The organism is Aeromonas sp. A35_P (genome assembly GCF_002259925.1).
Taxonomy (GTDB): Bacteria; Pseudomonadota; Gammaproteobacteria; order Enterobacterales; family Aeromonadaceae; genus Aeromonas; species Aeromonas dhakensis.
Genome location: NZ_NEVB01000190.1, coordinates 17,344 through 32,939, shown reverse-complemented (window position 1 = coordinate 32,939; position 15,596 = coordinate 17,344). Strand labels below are relative to the sequence as shown.

Here is a 15,596-nt window from a genome sequence, read left to right as displayed (position 1 = left end):
CTCGATGATGTCTACTGGGGTGGCGAGCACCGTGGTGGCAAACGGGGTCGGGGCGCGGCAGGCAAGACGCCATTTGTGGCAGCAGTGGCCCTGAACAAGGAAGGGCATCCAATCAAGATGCGGATGACGGTGGTCGATGGTTTCAAAACCAAGTCCATTGCTGATTGGGCAAAACGGCATGTTGCCAGTGGTAGCGCGGTGATATCCGATGGATTGGCCTGTTTCAGGGCGGTGAAGGAGGCCAATTGTGAGCACCTGGGTGTTGTCACCGGGGGCAACCTTGACTTGCTGGATCATCCGGCATTCAACTGGGTAAACACGATGATAGGGAATGTGAAGAACTCGCTGCGGGGCAGTTGCCATACGCTCGGAGCGAAGCATTTACCGAGACATCTTGCTGAATACTGCTTCCGGTTTAATCATCGTTTTGACCTCAAAAGCATGTTGGTTGAATTGGGGCATGCAGTCGTGGCAAGCCCTCCGATGCCATATCGGCTCTTGAAGCTGGCTGAGGGTCATGGGTAATCAGGTAGCTCATTGACCAAAAAGGAGAAATGTCTGGATACTGCAGACCAGCACTATGTTGATCATTAGCATTTTTAACAAGATGCCGATTAACTGGAAACAGGCAGCCGTCCCGACAGGGATGCCAGCGAGGGAAGGGATCCGGTGTTAAGCACAGAGTGGTTACTGTTGTCAGCCGATATGGAATACGCCTGCCTGCGCATCGCGCCGGGGCTGACCAAGCCCATCTCGGAAAACGATATCCAGGCCCTGCTGCTGGCCTCCAACTGCCGCCGCTATCAGCCGCTGGCGGAGGGGATCAAGCAGGCCATCAGCCTGCTCAACACCCTGATCAATGATCCGGCGGCCCCCCTGCCCGGCAATCCGGTGCCCATCGCCCAGCGCCACGATGCCAGCGTCCTGCTGCTGGTGGAGAAGGATCGGATGAGCGCCACCGCCCAGATCACCGCCGACTGGGGCGGCAAATACCTCACCAGCGAACAGCTGGAGCAGGCGATCCAGGCCAGCGAGATCAAGCAGGGGGTACAGCCCCAGCTCATCACCGCCGCCGTGCTGGCGGCCAAGGAGGCAACGCCAGGCACCCTGCTCAGGTTGCCGGTGGCGCAGGGCAAGGCCGCCGTCAACGGTCAGGACACCCGCTTCGAGCGGCTGGTGGAGACCCCGGCCGAACGCATTCTCAAGCCCCAGGAGCTGGATCACGGCCGGGTCGACATGCGCGACCTCGGCACCATGCTCACCGTCAAGGCCGGCGCCCAGCTGATGCGCCGCCACCCGGCCACCACCGGCGTGCCGGGCTTCACCGTCACCGGCCAGGAGCTGCCCGCCAAGCATGGCAAGGAGAGTCCCATGGTGGCCGGCGAAGGCACCTTCATCTCGCCGGATGACCCCAATCTGCTGCTGGCCAGCCGCCCGGGCCTGCCGCGTCAGGAGAAGAGCGGCATGAAGGTGGACGACGTGCTGAGCGTCAAGCAGGTGGATATCCGCCACGGCCACATCATCTTCGAGGGGGCGCTGATCGTGGCAGGGGACGTCACCCCCGGCATGAAGGTCAAGACCAGCGGCGACGTGGTGATCGGCGGCTTCGTGGAGGGGGGCTACATCGAATCGGGCGGCACCATCACGGTGCGCAACGGCGTCATCGGCCGCAAGCTGGAGCAGAGCAACGAGTACCTCTGCCACCTCAACGCCCAAGGGGAGATCCACGCCAGCTATGCCCAGTACGCCAAGCTGGAGGCCGGTGGCGACATCCACATCCTGACCCAGCTCAGCCACAGCTACAGCCGCAGCGGCCAGGACCTCAAGGTGGGCGACAGCGCCATGCGCAAGGGCCACCTGCTGGGGGGCATCAGCATCGCCAACCGCCTCATCATGGCGCCGATCCTGGGGGCCTCGGCCCACAACCAGACCCGGTTGCAGATCCTCGGTGGCTACTTCACCCACAAGGAGCAGGAGCAGGCGCTGCGCCAGCGCAAGCAGGAGTGCCGGGAGCAGCTGGACAAGCTGCAGGATCTGCTGCTCAAGCTCTTGCAGCTGCCGAGCGACAAGCGCAATCCCCAGACCCTGCAGAAGATCAAACTGATCCGGGTCCAGCGCCTCGAGGAGAGCAAGCAGCTCGACGAGCAGCTGGAGGCGGCACAGGAGGAGCTGCAGAAACTGATGGCGGAGATGGACATCATCGCCACCCAGCACGCCTTCCCCGGGGTCGAGGTGGAGATGGCCCACCACCACTATCGGGTCGACATAGAGCACGGCCCCATCCACTTCGCCATCCGCGAGGATCAGCTACAGCTGACCCCTTACGAACCCCACAAGTGAGCGGCGCCGCCCCGTCTTACACCTCCGGCCGTGATCCGGACGGTGAATTTCGCTACACTCCCTCTCCCCTTGGCCCCATAGTGCGGGCCAGCCAGACTGCAGGATAGTGAGAGATGTACAAGCTGATCGCATTGGATATGGATGGCACCCTGTTGAACTCCCAGGGCCAGATTTCCCCCCGCACCCATGCGGCCATCGCCGCCGCCCGCGCCCGGGGAGTCACGGTCGTGCTGGCCTCCGGCCGCCCGCTGGAGGGGATGAGCCGTTATCTGACCGAGCTCGGCCTCACCGGCCAGGACGATTACGTCATCTGCTACAACGGCGCCCTGGTGCAGCAGGTGGCCGATCAGCGCATCATCCGCAGCCAGCTGCTCAGCGGCAGCGACGCCAGCGCCATCGCCGCCCTGGCCGACGAGCTGGGCGTCAACGTGCACGGCTTCTCGGTCAGCCTGGGGCTCATCAGCCCCAGGGTCAGCCCCTACACCGAGCACGAATCCCGCCTCATCGGCATGCCCATCAAGCTGCTGGACTTCGCCACCCTGCCCGCCGACGAGCAGATCCTCAAGGTGATGATGATCGATCCCGAGCCGCTGCTCTCCCCGGCCATCGCCAAACTGCCAGCCGAGCTCTACCAGCGCTATACCGTGGTGCGCAGCGCCCCCTACTTCCTCGAGTTCATGAACAAGCGGAGCAACAAGGGGACCGGCGTCGCCGCCCTGGCCGAGCACCTGGGGCTGGATGCCTCCCAGGTCATCGCGGTGGGGGATGCGGGCAACGATCACCACATGATCGAATACGCCGGGCTGGGAGTGGCCATGGGCAACGCCACCGACGACATCAAGGCGCTGGCCCAACACACCACGGGGCGCAACGATGAAGACGGGGTCGCCCAGGTGATCGAGCATTTCATCCTGAACGCCTGAGTCGACAAGGGGCCTGCGGGCCCCTTTTGCTGTCTGGGCCTGTCTGGGCAGCGGTGCCACATGTTTAATATATCCACCATGATAATCCCCGCCCCCCCGCTTATCCTTCGCTACAACCCCCTTTTAATGGGACTCAAGCCAGCCGAGCGCAGAATATATTTAACATTTTGGCATCATTTCGTTTGACATATTGAACGGCCTTGGCAGACTGGGATCAGGATCCAGGCTGTCGTTGCCCAGGCTGACCGACGATTCTGGTACTGCGGCACGACCCCGATCCCACGACCATGCCTTGAGGCATGCCCTTGCGCTGGCAAGGGTCTGCCCAAGGCGCAGGACCGCTAAGGACAGCCAAGGTGAATCATGACTCGCAGCACCCACACCCCGCGTAAACCCGTCGTATTGATGACCATGGGCGCCCAGCCCCGCAATGGTCACGCCTATCAGGTGATGACCCACAAATACATTCAGCCGCTGGTAGAGATCAGCGGCTGCGTTCCCCTGCTGGTGCCCACCTGCTGCGGCACCGAGGATCTGGCGCAATATCTGGATCTGGCGGATGGGGTCTATCTGAGCGGCGCCGGATCCAACATAGATCCAACCCTCTACGGCCAGGAGAACCTCACCCCGGAGAAGCAGCAAGACAGAGACAGGGATCTGTTCGACATGGCGCTGGTACGCGCCGCTCTCGACCGCGGTCTGCCGATCCTCGGCATCTGCCGCGGCATGCAGGAGATCAACGTGGCGCTGGGGGGAGACATCCACCAGAAGGTCTACAGCGAACCGGGTTATGACGATCATCGGGAGGATGCGGACGATCCGGTGGACGACCAGTATGGTGAGAGCCATCAGGTGACACTGGTGCCGGGCAGCTGGCTGGCGGAGCTGATGGGACAGCCATCGATCCCGGTCAACTCGCTGCACGGACAGGGAATCAAGACCCTGGCCAAGGGGCTGGTACCGCTGGCCCACGCCGAAGACGGGCTGATCGAGGCGATCCACGCCCCCGCCCTCTCCCCCTTCCTGCTGGCGGTGCAATGGCATCCGGAGTGGAAAGCGAGCCAGAACCCTCACTCCATCAAGATCTTCGAGGCCTTTGGCGACGCCTGCCGGGCCCGCCTGACCGGCGTCTGACGACGCCGGCTAGTCGCCGAACCCGCGCGCCTTGAGCTTGGGCAGCGCACCGCGAGACGGGCGCAGGGTACGGCACACTTCCATCCCCTTGAGCCCGCGCTGGATGTGATCCGGCGTGTGGCCAAACACCATGCCGTTGCTGCGGTAGAGGGCGTTGTCGTCCAGCTCGAACAGCTCGCCGCCGATCAGCAATTGCTCGCGGCCGTTGACCGTCTTGCCGCGCTTGAGCGGCAGCGTCATGTCGCTCAGCACCTCGCCGGTGGCACACCCCTCGCGCCAGCGTGCCTCGTCTGAAAAGGGGGTGATGGCGATCTCGCGCCAGGATCCATCACGAAACTCGACCCGATACTTGTCGGCCAGCTGATCACAACCCACCAGCAGCCAGGCCCCGGCAATCCAGGCCACCTTGCTCCACTTGCGCACGCGCTCCACTCCCTTGTCAGACAGGTGCCCAGCATAAAGAAATTGCCTCGACCCCGCACCCATTTAGCGGATTGAAACCAACTATGCTGGAAATAACCAATGATAAGGGGCTGCTATGTTTGGCGATAACCTCGTTGCGCTACCTACCCTGCTGTGGATTGGCGACCACCCGTTCTGGACCCTGCTGACCCTGTTCCTGCTCTTCACCCACTTCCTGCGCAGCCCGGGTCGCCGCCGTGAGCTGGTGAGCGAGCTGGGCTTCGTGATGATAAGCCTGGTGGTGATCCTGCTGATCCAGCTGGAGGGGGGGCTGGTTTCGCCTGCCCCTGCCCCGCCACTGGCTGGTGGAGATCTCCAGCCTGCTGGCCGGGCTGGTGCTGGTGAAGATCTGGGGGATCCTGCTGTTCCAGTTTCTGCTGCCCCTGTGCCAGATCCGCATCCCGCGCATCATCGCCGACATCGTCATCACGGTCGGCTACATAGGCTGGTGCCTGTTCCGTCTCTACGCCTCCGGCATGGCCCTCGGCGAGATAGTTACCACCTCCGCCGTCATCACCGCCGTCATCGCCTTCTCCATGCAGGACACCCTGGGCAACCTGCTGGCCGGGGTCTCGATCCAGCTCGACAACTCCATCGCCATCGGCGACTGGCTGCAAGTAGAGACCACCCAGGGCCGGGTGGTGGAGATCAACTGGCGCGCCACCACCATAGAGACCCGCAACTGGGAGACGGTGGTGATCCCCAACAGCCACCTGCTCAAGCAGCGCTTCACCGTGCTCGGGCGGCGTCGCGACGCCCCCCTGCAGTGGCGCCGCTGGGTCTGGTTCGACATCACCCTGGACACCCTGCCCACCCAGATCATCGCCCTGGTGGAACACTCACTGCGAGAGACCCGCATCCGCAACGTCTCCGCCAGCCCGCAACCGGACTGCCTGCTGATGAACGTGGAGAACGGCATCGCCCGCTACGCGGTGCGCTACTGGCTCACCGATCTGGCGGTGGACGACCCCACCGACTCGGCGGTGCGCACCCAGATCGATGCCGCCCTGCGCCGCAACGACCGGCGCCTCACCCCGACCATCTTCAACGTCTTCATGACCTCGGATCAGGATCACAAGGATCAGCGCCACAAGCGCCATACCGCCGAGCGCACCGACACCCTGCGCCGCCTGCCGCTGTTCGCCATGCTGCAGGAGGAGGAGCTGCTGCGGCTGGCGGATCAGGTCAAGTTCGCCCCCTTCGTCAACGGCGATCGGATGCTGAGCCAGGGGGAGATCTCCGGCTGGCTGTTCGTGCTGGTGAAAGGGGATGCCCAGATGCTGGTGGAGGTGGAAGGCCGCGAGCTGCCGCTCGGCACCCTCAATGCCGGCGACTTTTTCGGCGAGTTGAGCCTACTCACCGGCGAGCCCAGCCCGTTCACGGTGCGGGCCCAGGGAACCGTCGAAACCTATCGCATCAATCAGGCCATGTTCCAGGAGCTGGTAGCCCAGCGTGGCTCCCTGCTCGAGCCGCTCTACAAGGTGCTGAGCGCCCGTCAGCAGGAGCAGCAGGAGCTGCTGGCGCGGGAGGCGGAGGCCATGAAGCAGATCGCCCCGCCACGGGATCTGCTGGACAAACTGATGGCGCTGTTTGGCGGGCGATGACGTAGCATGGGAGCCGCTACTTTCCCTTCGAGACGTGTTTCATGCTGCTGACCGCGCTGGCCCTGAGCGCCACCTTGCAATTTGACTGCCCCGCCACCATCGAGACCCGCCAGCAACCGCTGGGCACGACCCAGGGGTGGCAGGCCGTCACCCGCAACGAGCTGGGGGAGCAGCATCAGCCCCTTCGCCACCGGCTGGAGAACCTGTCCCTGTTCGACGGCGACCCCGACGAACGCGCCCAGCTCAAGCCGGACAACGGCGACAGCGACGCCATCCACTACTGGAGCCTGGATCGCCACAATCCGCGCCCCTTCTATCTGGTCTGCCACTACCGGGAGACCGCCATCACCCTGCAACAGGCGCTGCCCGCCGGGCTAGGCTACTGCCGGGTCAACCAGCCCGCCCTTTACGATCTCCGTGGTCTGATTTGCCGCAGCGAATGACTGCTTCGGCATGACCCGTGCGATGGTTGCTGCCTGCGGTGAATGAGCGGCCGACATGGATGCATGTCGGCTTCGAACTGGCGGATGTTGAGGTCTGACTAGAGCAGCAGATCGGCCAGCTCGCCCAGCGCGGCCAACTCCACGTCCGGCAACAGTTGCAGCCGCTCTCCGGGTTGCTGATGCTCGTTGAGCCAGGCGGCCTTGAAGCCGTGCAGCCGGGCCCCCAGCACGTCGGTCTGCGGGTGGTCCCCCACGTGCAAAATGCGGTCGGGGGCGAGCTCCAAGGCCTTTTGCACCTGCACGAACATGTCCGGCGCCGGCTTCATCCTGCTGCCAAGACCAGCCTTGCACACCAGGGTGAAGTAATCAGCGAGACCAGCCTGGGCCAGATCCAGGTTGCCGTTGGTGATCACTGCCAGCGGGTAGCGTGCCGCCAGCCGGGCCAGCAGGGCGTGGGTCTCGTCACTCACCTCGATCTTCGAGCGCTCGGCCAGAAACGCGGCGAACACCGACTCCGCCTCCTGCGCGGCCCGGGTCTCGGCCATGCCTCCGGCCATCAGCGCGGCCTGGATGCCGTGCCGGCGCGCCAGGCTGACGTCGTCGCGCAGCGCCGGTTGTTCCAGCAGCAGGTTGCGCTTGAGCTCCAGCCAGCGCGGCTTGTCCAGCATGGCGGTGGCCAGGTATTCGCTGCGCAGATGGGTCAGCATCCACTGCTCGGCCCGCTCGATGGCCGGGCCGTTGTCATAGAGGGTGTCGTCGAGGTCAAACGAGATGGCGGCCACCGGCTGCCAGCGGCGATAGAACTGCATGGTCTCTCCTCTTGTCGAGGCCGGCTACCCGGCCCCCGTCATTCGTCGTCCGGGGTAGCGGGATCCCGCTTCGCCCGCGGGTGGGCGCTGTCATACACCTTGGCCAGGTGCTGGAAGTCGAGGTGGGTGTAGATCTGGGTGGTAGAAAGATCGGCGTGCCCCAGCAGCTCCTGCACCGCCCGCAGATCGCCGGAGGACTCCAGCATGTGGGTGGCGAAGCTATGGCGCAGCTTGTGGGGATGGACATGGGCGTTGAGCGCCTGCTTGTTGCCCCAGCCGTCGAGCCGCTCCTGCACCGAGCGGGCCGACAGGCGCTGCTTGCGTTTGGAGACGAACAGCGCCTCCTGCTCGTCGCCTGCCAGCAGGGGGCGCAGCTTGAGCCATTTTTGCAGCCACTCCACCGCCATTCGCCCCACCGGCAGCACCCGCTCCCGCGAGCCCTTGCCGGTCACCCTGAGCTGACGCTCGTCGAGCTTCACGTCCGCCAGATTGAGCCCCACCAGCTCGGCGAGGCGCAGGCCGGAGGAGTACATCAGCTCCATGATGGCGCGATCCCGCACCGCCAGCGGATCCTGCTCGTCGGTGATGTTGAGCAGCTGGTACATCTCGTCCACGTCCAGGTTCTTGGGCAGCGGCCGCCCCTGCTTGGGGGTGACGATGCCGCGGGCAGGATTGGCGACCAGCCGCCCCTGGCGCACCTGCCAGTCACAGAAGCTGCGCAGGGCGGAGACCTTGGTGGCGAGCGAGCGGGGCGCAAGACCGGCCTTGTGCATCCGGGTCACCAGGCTGCGCACCTGGCTCGCCTCGAGCCGGGCCCAGTCATCGACCCCGAGCTTCACCAGCTCGGCGGTCATGGCTTCCAGATGGGCCTGGTAGTTGCTACGGGTGTGGGGGCTGAGCTGGCGCTCGACCCGCAGGTATTCGATAAAGGCCGCGAGCTCCCCCGCCAGCGCGGCCGGCAGGGGCTCGGCGGCAGGCGCCGCCTTGCTGGGGGGGCTGGCCGGCGTCTTAGCCACGGGCCAGCTCGGGCAGGCGCAGCTGCAGCAGGCGGCCGAGCTGACCCAGCAGCAGGGTGTCGTTGTGGGGGGCGAAGTGACTCGGATCCGAGCTGGCGAAGGCCAGCACGCCGAGATCGCCGAGCCGCATCAGGGCCACCGAGTTGACCAGCACGTCGTGACCGAACAATGCCTGCTTCTCGCTCTGGTTGAGCCGGCCGAAGTAATAATCCTGACCCGGCAGGCGCTGACCCAGCAGCTGCTCGAGCTGTTTGCCTTCCGCCATGAACTTCTGCTCGGGACCGCTCAACTGGAATTTTTTCGGGCTGAGCCAGAGCCGCAGGCCGGTCAGTCGCAGCCGCTGCACGAACGCCTTGCCCATCACGGCGCTCACCTCGAACAGGCTCCGACAACCGTACAGCTCGCCGTAGAGATCGGCATAGACCCGGAAGATCCGTTCGTTCTCGCTGGCGATCCCCATCAGCTCGGTGATCTCCTGCTCCAGCTGCTCGATGCGTTCGCGCTGGCGGTCAAGCTGGCGCTCCACCAGGGAGATGGCGCCCTTTTGCTCATGGGGAATGCGGATCCGGTCCAGCATGGCCGCGTGGCGCTGGAAAAACTCGGGATAACGGGCCAGGTACTCCAGCACTGTGGCTTCATCCACCAGTGGTTCCTGCCGTTTGAGTTCGCTCATAACTTGGTTGGTCCATCCGAAAAAGGGGCCAAGGGCCCCGACATTAGTGCTTGGCAGTGCGGGGGCTCCCCGCCCGTGCCTATAACTCTATCTGGCCGTCAAACACGTGCTCGGCCGGCCCGGTCATGTAGACCGGCTGACCCGGCCCCTTCCAGGCGATGGTCAGCTTGCCCCCCGGCAGGGTGACGGTGACCCGCTCCTTGAGCTTGCCCTGGCTGATGCCGATCACCACGGCCGCACAGGCGCCGGTACCGCAGGCGAGCGTCTCGCCCACCCCGCGCTCGAACACCCGCAGCTTGATCTCGCTGGCGTTGACCGTCTCCATGAAGCCGACGTTGACCCGCTCGGGAAAGCGTTCATGGCGCTCCATGATGGGACCCAGGGTTTCCACCGGCGCATCGGCCACCGAGGGCACCTCGATGACGCAGTGGGGATTGCCCATGGAGACGGCCCCGCACATCACAGTATGCTCCTGGGCCCGCAGCAGGTAGGTTTTTTCCGCCTTCTGGGCCCGAAACGGGATCTTGCCCGGCTCGAACTGGGGCACTCCCATATTGACCGTGACCTGGTTCTCCCCCTCCAGCTGCAGCACGATGCGGCCGCGCGCCGTGCTCACCGCGATGCGATCCCGGTTGATCAGCCCCTTGAGGCGGACGAAGCGGGCGAAACAGCGGGCACCGTTGCCGCACTGCTCCACCTCGCTGCCATCGGCATTGAAGATGCGGTAATGAAAGTCGAGCTCGGGATCATAGGGCGGCTCCACCAGCAGCAGCTGGTCGAAGCCGATGCCGAAGTGGCGATCCGCCAGCTTCTTGATGACGTCATTGCTGAAAAACACCTTCTGGGTGACGCCATCCACCACCATGAAGTCGTTCCCGAGGCCGTGCATCTTGGAAAAATCTATCAACATCGTGCGTTCCTGTACCCTTGTTCACGCTCTCACCCGGAGGAACGCTTAGAGAAATCCATCAACCATCAGGGCAGCAAATGCTCACCGCGCCAGAGATCCGCCAACTGCTCGCGCTCTCTGATGAGGAACGACTGCGCCCCGTCAACCAGCACTTCGGCGGCGCGAGGACGGGTGTTGTAGTTGGAGGACATGGTAAAGCCGTAGGCACCGGCGGAACGCACCGCCAGCAGGGAGCCCTCGGCGATCGCCAGGGTGCGCTCCTTGCCGAGGAAGTCACCGGTCTCGCAGACCGGGCCGACCACGTCGTAAACCGCCTGCTCGTGGCTCGCGCGGCTGTCCACCTCGATGATGTTCATCCAGGCGCCGTAGAGCGAGGGGCGCAGCAGATCGTTCATGCCGGCATCGATCAGGGCGAAGTTGCGGCTCTCGCCCGGCTTGAGGTACTCCACCCGGGTCAGCAGCACGCCGGCGTTGGCGACGATGGCGCGGCCCGGCTCGAACAGCAGGGTCAGATCCCGGCCCGCCAGCTTCTGCTTGAGCGCCTCGGCATATTCGGTAGGGTGCGGTGGCTGCTCGGCGCCATAGTTGACCCCCAGGCCCCCACCCACATCCAGATGGTGGATATGGATGCCTTCCGCCGCCAGGCCATCGATCAGCCGCAGCAGCTTGTCGGCCGCCTCCATAAAGGGATTCAATTCAGTGAGTTGTGAGCCGAGGTGGCAATCCACTCCGACGATCTCGATATGTTCCATCGCCGCAGCCTTGCGGTAGATGGCGGGCGCCAGCTCGATGGGAATGCCGAACTTGTTCTGCTTGAGGCCGGTGGAGATATAGGGGTGAGTACCGGCATCGATGTCGGGGTTGACCCGCACCGACACCCGGGCCTTCTTGCCCATGCTGCCTGCCACCCGGTTCAGACGCTCCAGTTCGGCTTCCGACTCCAGGTTGAAGCAGAGGATCTCTTTATCCAGCGCGAGGCGCATCTCAGCCTCGCTCTTGGCGACGCCGGAGAAGACCACCTTGGCCGGATCACCGCCCGCCGCCAGCACCCGCGACAGCTCGCCGCCGGAGACGATGTCAAAACCCGAACCCAGGCGCGCCAGCAGGTTGAGCAGCGCCAGGTTGGAGTTGGCTTTGACCGCGTAGCAGATCAGGTGGGGGATGTCGCCCGCCGCCTTGTCGAAGGCGTGCCAGTGGCGTTCCAGGGTGGCGCGGGAGTAGACGTACAGCGGGGTGCCATACTGCTCGGCAAGTTGTTGCAGCGAGGAGTGTTCGGCCTGAAGCTGGCCGTCGGCGTCGTAGTTAAAGTGATCCAAGGGGGCGGTTCCTTCCTAAATTAGTGCGGCGCGGCCTCTGGGGCTGCCTCGGCGGTCGCAGGCGTCTGTGCTTGCTGTGTGCTCTGGGTCTGGGGTTGCTCGGGGGGTGGCATGTAGAGCGGTCCCGTCAGGCCACACGCGGCCAAACCAAGAGACAGAAGAGTGGCAAGCAGACACTTGGTAAGCTGGGTAATCATAATGGTTCGCTGCGAAAAAATTTTTGGCCCTCTATAATCGCACTCACATTGTTAAAAGCAACAGGATAAACCGATGAAGGATCACGAGTATCACGCCCTGACCGACGCCTTTTTCCAGTATGTGGAAGACACCATCGACGAGGGGTATCCGGATATCGACTGCGAACGCGCTGGCGGGGTCTTGACCCTGAGCTTCGAGAACAAGACCAAGGTCATCATCAACAAGCAGGAGCCCCTGCACCAGATCTGGGTCGCCACCCGCGAGAACGGCTTCCACTTCGAGCTGCATGGGGAGAGCTGGATCGACAACCGCTTCGGCCACGAGCTCAAGACCCTGCTGAGCCAGGCCTGCACCACCCTGGCGGGCGAGCCCGTCCAGTTCCCATGATCGACCTGCACCCTGCCGATGCCCGTCATGCGGTGATCTGGCTGCACGGGCTGGGGGATTCCGGCGCCGGCCTGGCCCCCTTGGTGGATGCACTGGCCCTGCCCGCCGACCTGCCGGTGCGTCACCTGCTGCCCGATGCGCCCGAGCGGCCCATCACCATCAACATGGGCTACAAGATGCGCGGCTGGTACGACATCAGAAGCTTCGAGGATCCGGCGGATCGCGCCGTGGAGTCCCACGTCAGGGAGTCTGCAGCCCGCATCGCCGCGCTGATCGAGCAGCTGATAGCCGAGGGCTTCGCCCCCGAGCGCATCGTGCTGGCCGGCTTCTCCCAGGGGGGCGTGATTGCCTCCTTCACCGCCCTGCGCCTGCCGCAGCAACTGGCGGGCCTGCTCTGCATGTCCACCTACCTGGCGGCGCCCGACGCCCTGCTTGGTGAGATGAGCGAGGCCGCCCGCGACCTGCCCATCTGTTACATGCACGGCATCTATGACGACGTGGTGAGCCTCTCCATGGGCTGGGACGCCAAGAACCGGCTGGAAGCGGCCGGGCTCTCCCCCGCGTGGCATGAGTACCCCATGCGCCACGAGATCTGCCGCCCACAGCTGGGCGATATTCGCAGCTGGCTGCTGGCTCGCCTCGCGGGCTGAGCCAACTTCGGATAGCCAAACGGCCTGCAGATGCAGGCCGTTTTCATTCGATATGGGCGATGATCCTGTGCAGCAGGGGGCCGAGACCGGGGCGCTTGCGCGCACGCCGGACCGGCCCCTGCCCTACCCCGCGCCTGCGGCGGAACCGAGTTCGCGCCCCTGGCCGCCATCGCGCAGCTGACCCTGGCTGCGATAGGGGATCACCTCCAGCTCGCCATTGATCTGCACTATCTCGTAGTACTGGGGCAGGTTGAAGTTGCTGAACTGGCCCGCGTCGCTGAAGCGCTCGTGGCTGGAGGTGTAGAAGCGGTTCACCCCCTGCACCAGCTCATCCTTGTTGCCGGCGAAGTGCTGGTAGATCTCCACCCGGTTCGCCTCGTCCAGGATATAGATGTTGGTGCCCGCGTCCCGGGTATCGAAGAAGAACTGCACCAACCCCTCGCTGGCGTAGGCGTCGACGATGCCGGGCAGGTGCTGGCTGTGGGTCTTGTCGAGCCGCAGCGGCAGGTGATCCAGCTTGTTGTGGGAGATGTGGCGGTAGAAGTCGACCGCGTTCTCCAGCTTCTTGACCGACACCCCGCGCCGCTCGAAGAAGATGCCGTACTTCTCCTTGCCAAGCGCCAGCGTCTTGACCAGCTGCTGCTTGTCGCGGGCCAGACGCAGTTCGATGCACTCGGCCACCAGCTGCTGGAAGCGGCTGCGCACCAGGGAGCGGAAGTGCTGGCTGTAGCAGAACACCTCTATCATCTCGGGGGCGGCGGCATCCTGGTGCATCTTGCCGAGTATGGTGGTGAGGGCATCCACCACGGCTTCGTCCCCCTGAAAGTGGAGGGTACGGATCTCGCTCCAGGAGTTGCGATAGACGAGATCCACCGAGCCCACCAGACACTCCAGGTTGCGGCCGAACGAGAAGACGTCGGCGGCGTTGGCGTCGAATTCGATCACCTGACCCACCCAGTGGCTGGTCGGATCCGTCTCCAGGTTGAGGAAGATGGAGAGCTGGCGAATTTCGCAGGGCCGGCTCAGGGCCAGGTTGGTGGCACGAGGATACTTGACCGGGAAGGTGCCGGAGAGATCGCGACAGAACTGGTGCAGGTTGTCGATGTGCAGATCCGAGCCCTGATTGAACAGGTGCACCCGGGACTGGGGCGTCAGCAGGCCATTGAAGTAGGCCCAGGAGACCAGCTTGCTGATGTAGCCGTTATATTCGAGCGGCGCCCGGCCGATGATGTCCACCGGCTCCAGCGAATGCTTGTAGAGATACCAGCCGGCGCGGTTCAGGCGGCCGTGCGGCACCTGTACGAAGCTGAGATCCGGCTCGCTCAAGTCCGGCGCTATCTTGAGGTTGATGCGCTGCACCTTGCCCGGCAGGCTCTCGAACGCGGCATAGAGCTTGCGCGACAGTATGCCAATGTCTTCCGGATTGATGGACTCGCTGATGTTGTTGCGCCGGGCGAACTGGATGAGGTTGCGGTAGCTCTGCATCAGGGCCTCCAGCAGCTCGGCGTAGGCCACCTTGACGTCCTCCACCTTCCACTCCTGGCGGTGATCCAGATGCTGCAGCCGCTCCCGGCTCCAGCCCCAGTAGTCCACCAGCTGGGTCATCAGCTCTCGGCGCCAGGCCGGGGAGTGATCCTCCTTGGGATGGCTGAGGCCATCGCACACCTTGAGATAGAAACAGCGGCGCACCAGATCGAGCCGCTGCATGTCGCCGATGGACTTGAGGTAGTTGGTCACCTTGTCCAGCATCAGGCAGTAGTTGTCGAGCCGGTAGTGCATCCCCTCGTTGTGCTGGAACCAGTCGCGGCTGGTCACCGACAGCAGGCGGGTGTTGGGGTACTCGTGGGAGTAGGCCTCCATCAGCACCGACTTGAGCACTGCCTTGTAGGGGGAGTCGATCCCCTTGTAGAGCTGCCAGAGGGCGGAGCCGAAATACTCCTCGGCCGGAATGCGGTTGAAGCCCCCCAGATCGAGCCAGTCATCCTGGCTCAGCTTGCCGTGGGCAAACAGGCCGTTGACGTAGTCGTCGTAGTGATCGTCATACTCGGCAGGCACCAGATACCAGAGCAGCCGCTTGCCGGCGATGTGCATGGCGCTGCGGTAGAACTCGTCGAGCAGCAGCAGGTGCTGGGCGCTGCCGCAGCTCTCCCCCTGCATCTGGGCGTCGTTGCGCTGGCGGAACTTGTCCTCGGGGATCAGGAAGAAGTTGAGATCGACCCCCCGCTGCTCTGCCCACTTGGAGAGTTGCTGACACTTGAGATCCAGCAGCGCGAGCCGCTCCTGCGACAGACCGGCCACGTGGCAGACCCAGATGTCGAGATCCGAATGGCAGCACTGACCGATGGACGAGGTGCTGCCCATGGAGTAGAGCCCCTGGATCGACTTGTCATGGGTGGTGAGGCCGTTCTGGCAGTTGGCGTTCTGGCAGAGATCCTCGATGAAGGCCTGCTGGGCGTCGTTGGCGGTAAAACTCCAGATGCCGTGCGGCACATCCCCCGCCACATAACCGGGCAGCAGGGGGTGATTGAAGTGCAGCATGACGGGTAACAGCTGGAAGACCTGCTGCCCGTAGCGACTCATGAGACCTAACGCCCGCTGCGTCTTGAGACGATTGATGTCGTCGTAGCGCGCCACCAGCGTGTCGAGTTTTACCAGCAATGCCCTGCCTATACGAGGTGATAAATGACGCACCAAAACGGGGAGACGTCAAAAAAGTGTGATCATGTTAACA

15 protein-coding genes and 1 pseudogene are annotated in these 15,596 nt (G+C 64.0%); 8 read left to right on the top strand and 8 right to left on the bottom strand.

What is annotated here, in order from left to right; genetic code table 11:
• The 4 genes from CAK78_RS12560 to CAK78_RS12545 form a co-directional block, all read left to right on the top strand.
• Window positions 1-525, top strand: a 525-nt coding sequence (locus CAK78_RS12560) for an IS1595 family transposase (RefSeq protein WP_141214183.1), incomplete at its 5' end; no start/stop codon positions are given.
• Window positions 526-669: 144 nt separating this feature from the next.
• Window positions 670-2,340 (top strand): DUF342 domain-containing protein, encoded by a 1,671-nt coding sequence (locus tag CAK78_RS12555; RefSeq protein WP_369597527.1) that lies wholly within the window; start codon window positions 670-672, stop codon window positions 2,338-2,340.
• A 113-nt stretch (window positions 2,341-2,453) separates the two neighbouring features.
• Window positions 2,454-3,263, top strand: coding sequence for a sugar-phosphatase (yidA, locus tag CAK78_RS12550; protein WP_094697489.1), 810 nt, complete (start codon window positions 2,454-2,456; stop codon window positions 3,261-3,263).
• Between the two features lie 363 nt (window positions 3,264-3,626).
• Window positions 3,627-4,397 carry a gamma-glutamyl-gamma-aminobutyrate hydrolase family protein gene (locus tag CAK78_RS12545; protein WP_042051536.1) on the top strand — a complete coding sequence of 257 codons (771 nt, stop codon included), beginning with the start codon at window positions 3,627-3,629 and terminating at the stop codon, window positions 4,395-4,397.
• Between the two features lie 9 nt (window positions 4,398-4,406).
• On the opposite strand, the gene CAK78_RS12540 is transcribed toward CAK78_RS12545, so the two are convergent.
• Window positions 4,407-4,820, bottom strand: coding sequence for a hypothetical protein (locus tag CAK78_RS12540; protein ID WP_005308268.1), 414 nt, complete (start codon window positions 4,818-4,820; stop codon window positions 4,407-4,409).
• A 115-nt stretch (window positions 4,821-4,935) separates the two neighbouring features.
• On the opposite strand from CAK78_RS12540, the pseudogene CAK78_RS12535 reads away from it, so the two are divergent.
• Together CAK78_RS12535 and CAK78_RS12530 are read left to right on the top strand one after the other, a co-directional pair.
• Window positions 4,936-6,463, top strand: a pseudogene (locus CAK78_RS12535) (mechanosensitive ion channel domain-containing protein).
• 41 nt (window positions 6,464-6,504) lie between these two features.
• Entirely contained in the window at window positions 6,505-6,906 is a 402-nt protein-coding gene (locus CAK78_RS12530; RefSeq protein ID WP_094697488.1) for an STY0301 family protein, read from the top strand.
• A 98-nt stretch (window positions 6,907-7,004) separates the two neighbouring features.
• On the opposite strand, the gene CAK78_RS12525 is transcribed toward CAK78_RS12530, so the two are convergent.
• The 6 genes from CAK78_RS12525 to lptM form a co-directional block, all read right to left on the bottom strand.
• Window positions 7,005-7,715 (bottom strand): HAD-IA family hydrolase, encoded by a 711-nt coding sequence (locus tag CAK78_RS12525; RefSeq protein WP_094697487.1) that lies wholly within the window; start codon window positions 7,713-7,715, stop codon window positions 7,005-7,007.
• A 38-nt stretch (window positions 7,716-7,753) separates the two neighbouring features.
• Window positions 7,754-8,731, bottom strand: a complete 978-nt coding sequence (gene xerC / locus CAK78_RS12520) for a tyrosine recombinase XerC (RefSeq protein WP_094697486.1) — start codon at window positions 8,729-8,731, stop codon at window positions 7,754-7,756.
• Window positions 8,724-9,404, bottom strand: coding sequence for a DUF484 family protein (locus tag CAK78_RS12515; RefSeq protein WP_176452775.1), 681 nt, complete (start codon window positions 9,402-9,404; stop codon window positions 8,724-8,726). The genes xerC and CAK78_RS12515 overlap by 8 nt, the downstream gene beginning before the upstream one ends.
• A 79-nt stretch (window positions 9,405-9,483) precedes the next feature.
• Window positions 9,484-10,314, bottom strand: coding sequence for a diaminopimelate epimerase (gene dapF, locus CAK78_RS12510; RefSeq protein WP_005308255.1), 831 nt, complete (start codon window positions 10,312-10,314; stop codon window positions 9,484-9,486).
• Window positions 10,315-10,379: 65 nt separating this feature from the next.
• Window positions 10,380-11,630, bottom strand: a complete 1,251-nt coding sequence (gene lysA, locus CAK78_RS12505; protein ID WP_094697485.1) for a diaminopimelate decarboxylase — start codon at window positions 11,628-11,630, stop codon at window positions 10,380-10,382.
• Between the two features lie 20 nt (window positions 11,631-11,650).
• The gene (gene lptM, locus CAK78_RS22675) at window positions 11,651-11,827 is read right to left on the bottom strand and encodes an LPS translocon maturation chaperone LptM (protein WP_141214182.1); all 177 of its coding nucleotides are present in this window, start codon (window positions 11,825-11,827) and stop codon (window positions 11,651-11,653) included.
• A gap of 73 nt (window positions 11,828-11,900) precedes the next feature.
• Between lptM and cyaY the strand changes: the two genes are divergently transcribed.
• On the top strand, window positions 11,901-12,215 hold the full coding sequence (gene cyaY / locus CAK78_RS12500; RefSeq protein ID WP_094697484.1) for an iron donor protein CyaY: 315 nt from the start codon (window positions 11,901-11,903) through the stop codon (window positions 12,213-12,215).
• Complete coding sequence (locus CAK78_RS12495) at window positions 12,212-12,865, top strand: alpha/beta hydrolase (RefSeq protein WP_094697483.1); 654 nt, start codon at window positions 12,212-12,214, stop codon at window positions 12,863-12,865. Before cyaY ends, CAK78_RS12495 begins: the two co-directional genes overlap by 4 nt.
• A 123-nt stretch (window positions 12,866-12,988) precedes the next feature.
• On the opposite strand, the gene CAK78_RS12490 is transcribed toward CAK78_RS12495, so the two are convergent.
• The gene (locus CAK78_RS12490; RefSeq protein ID WP_010635310.1) at window positions 12,989-15,523 is read right to left on the bottom strand and encodes a class I adenylate cyclase; all 2,535 of its coding nucleotides are present in this window, start codon (window positions 15,521-15,523) and stop codon (window positions 12,989-12,991) included.
• Between the last annotated feature and the right edge of the window lie 73 nt (window positions 15,524-15,596).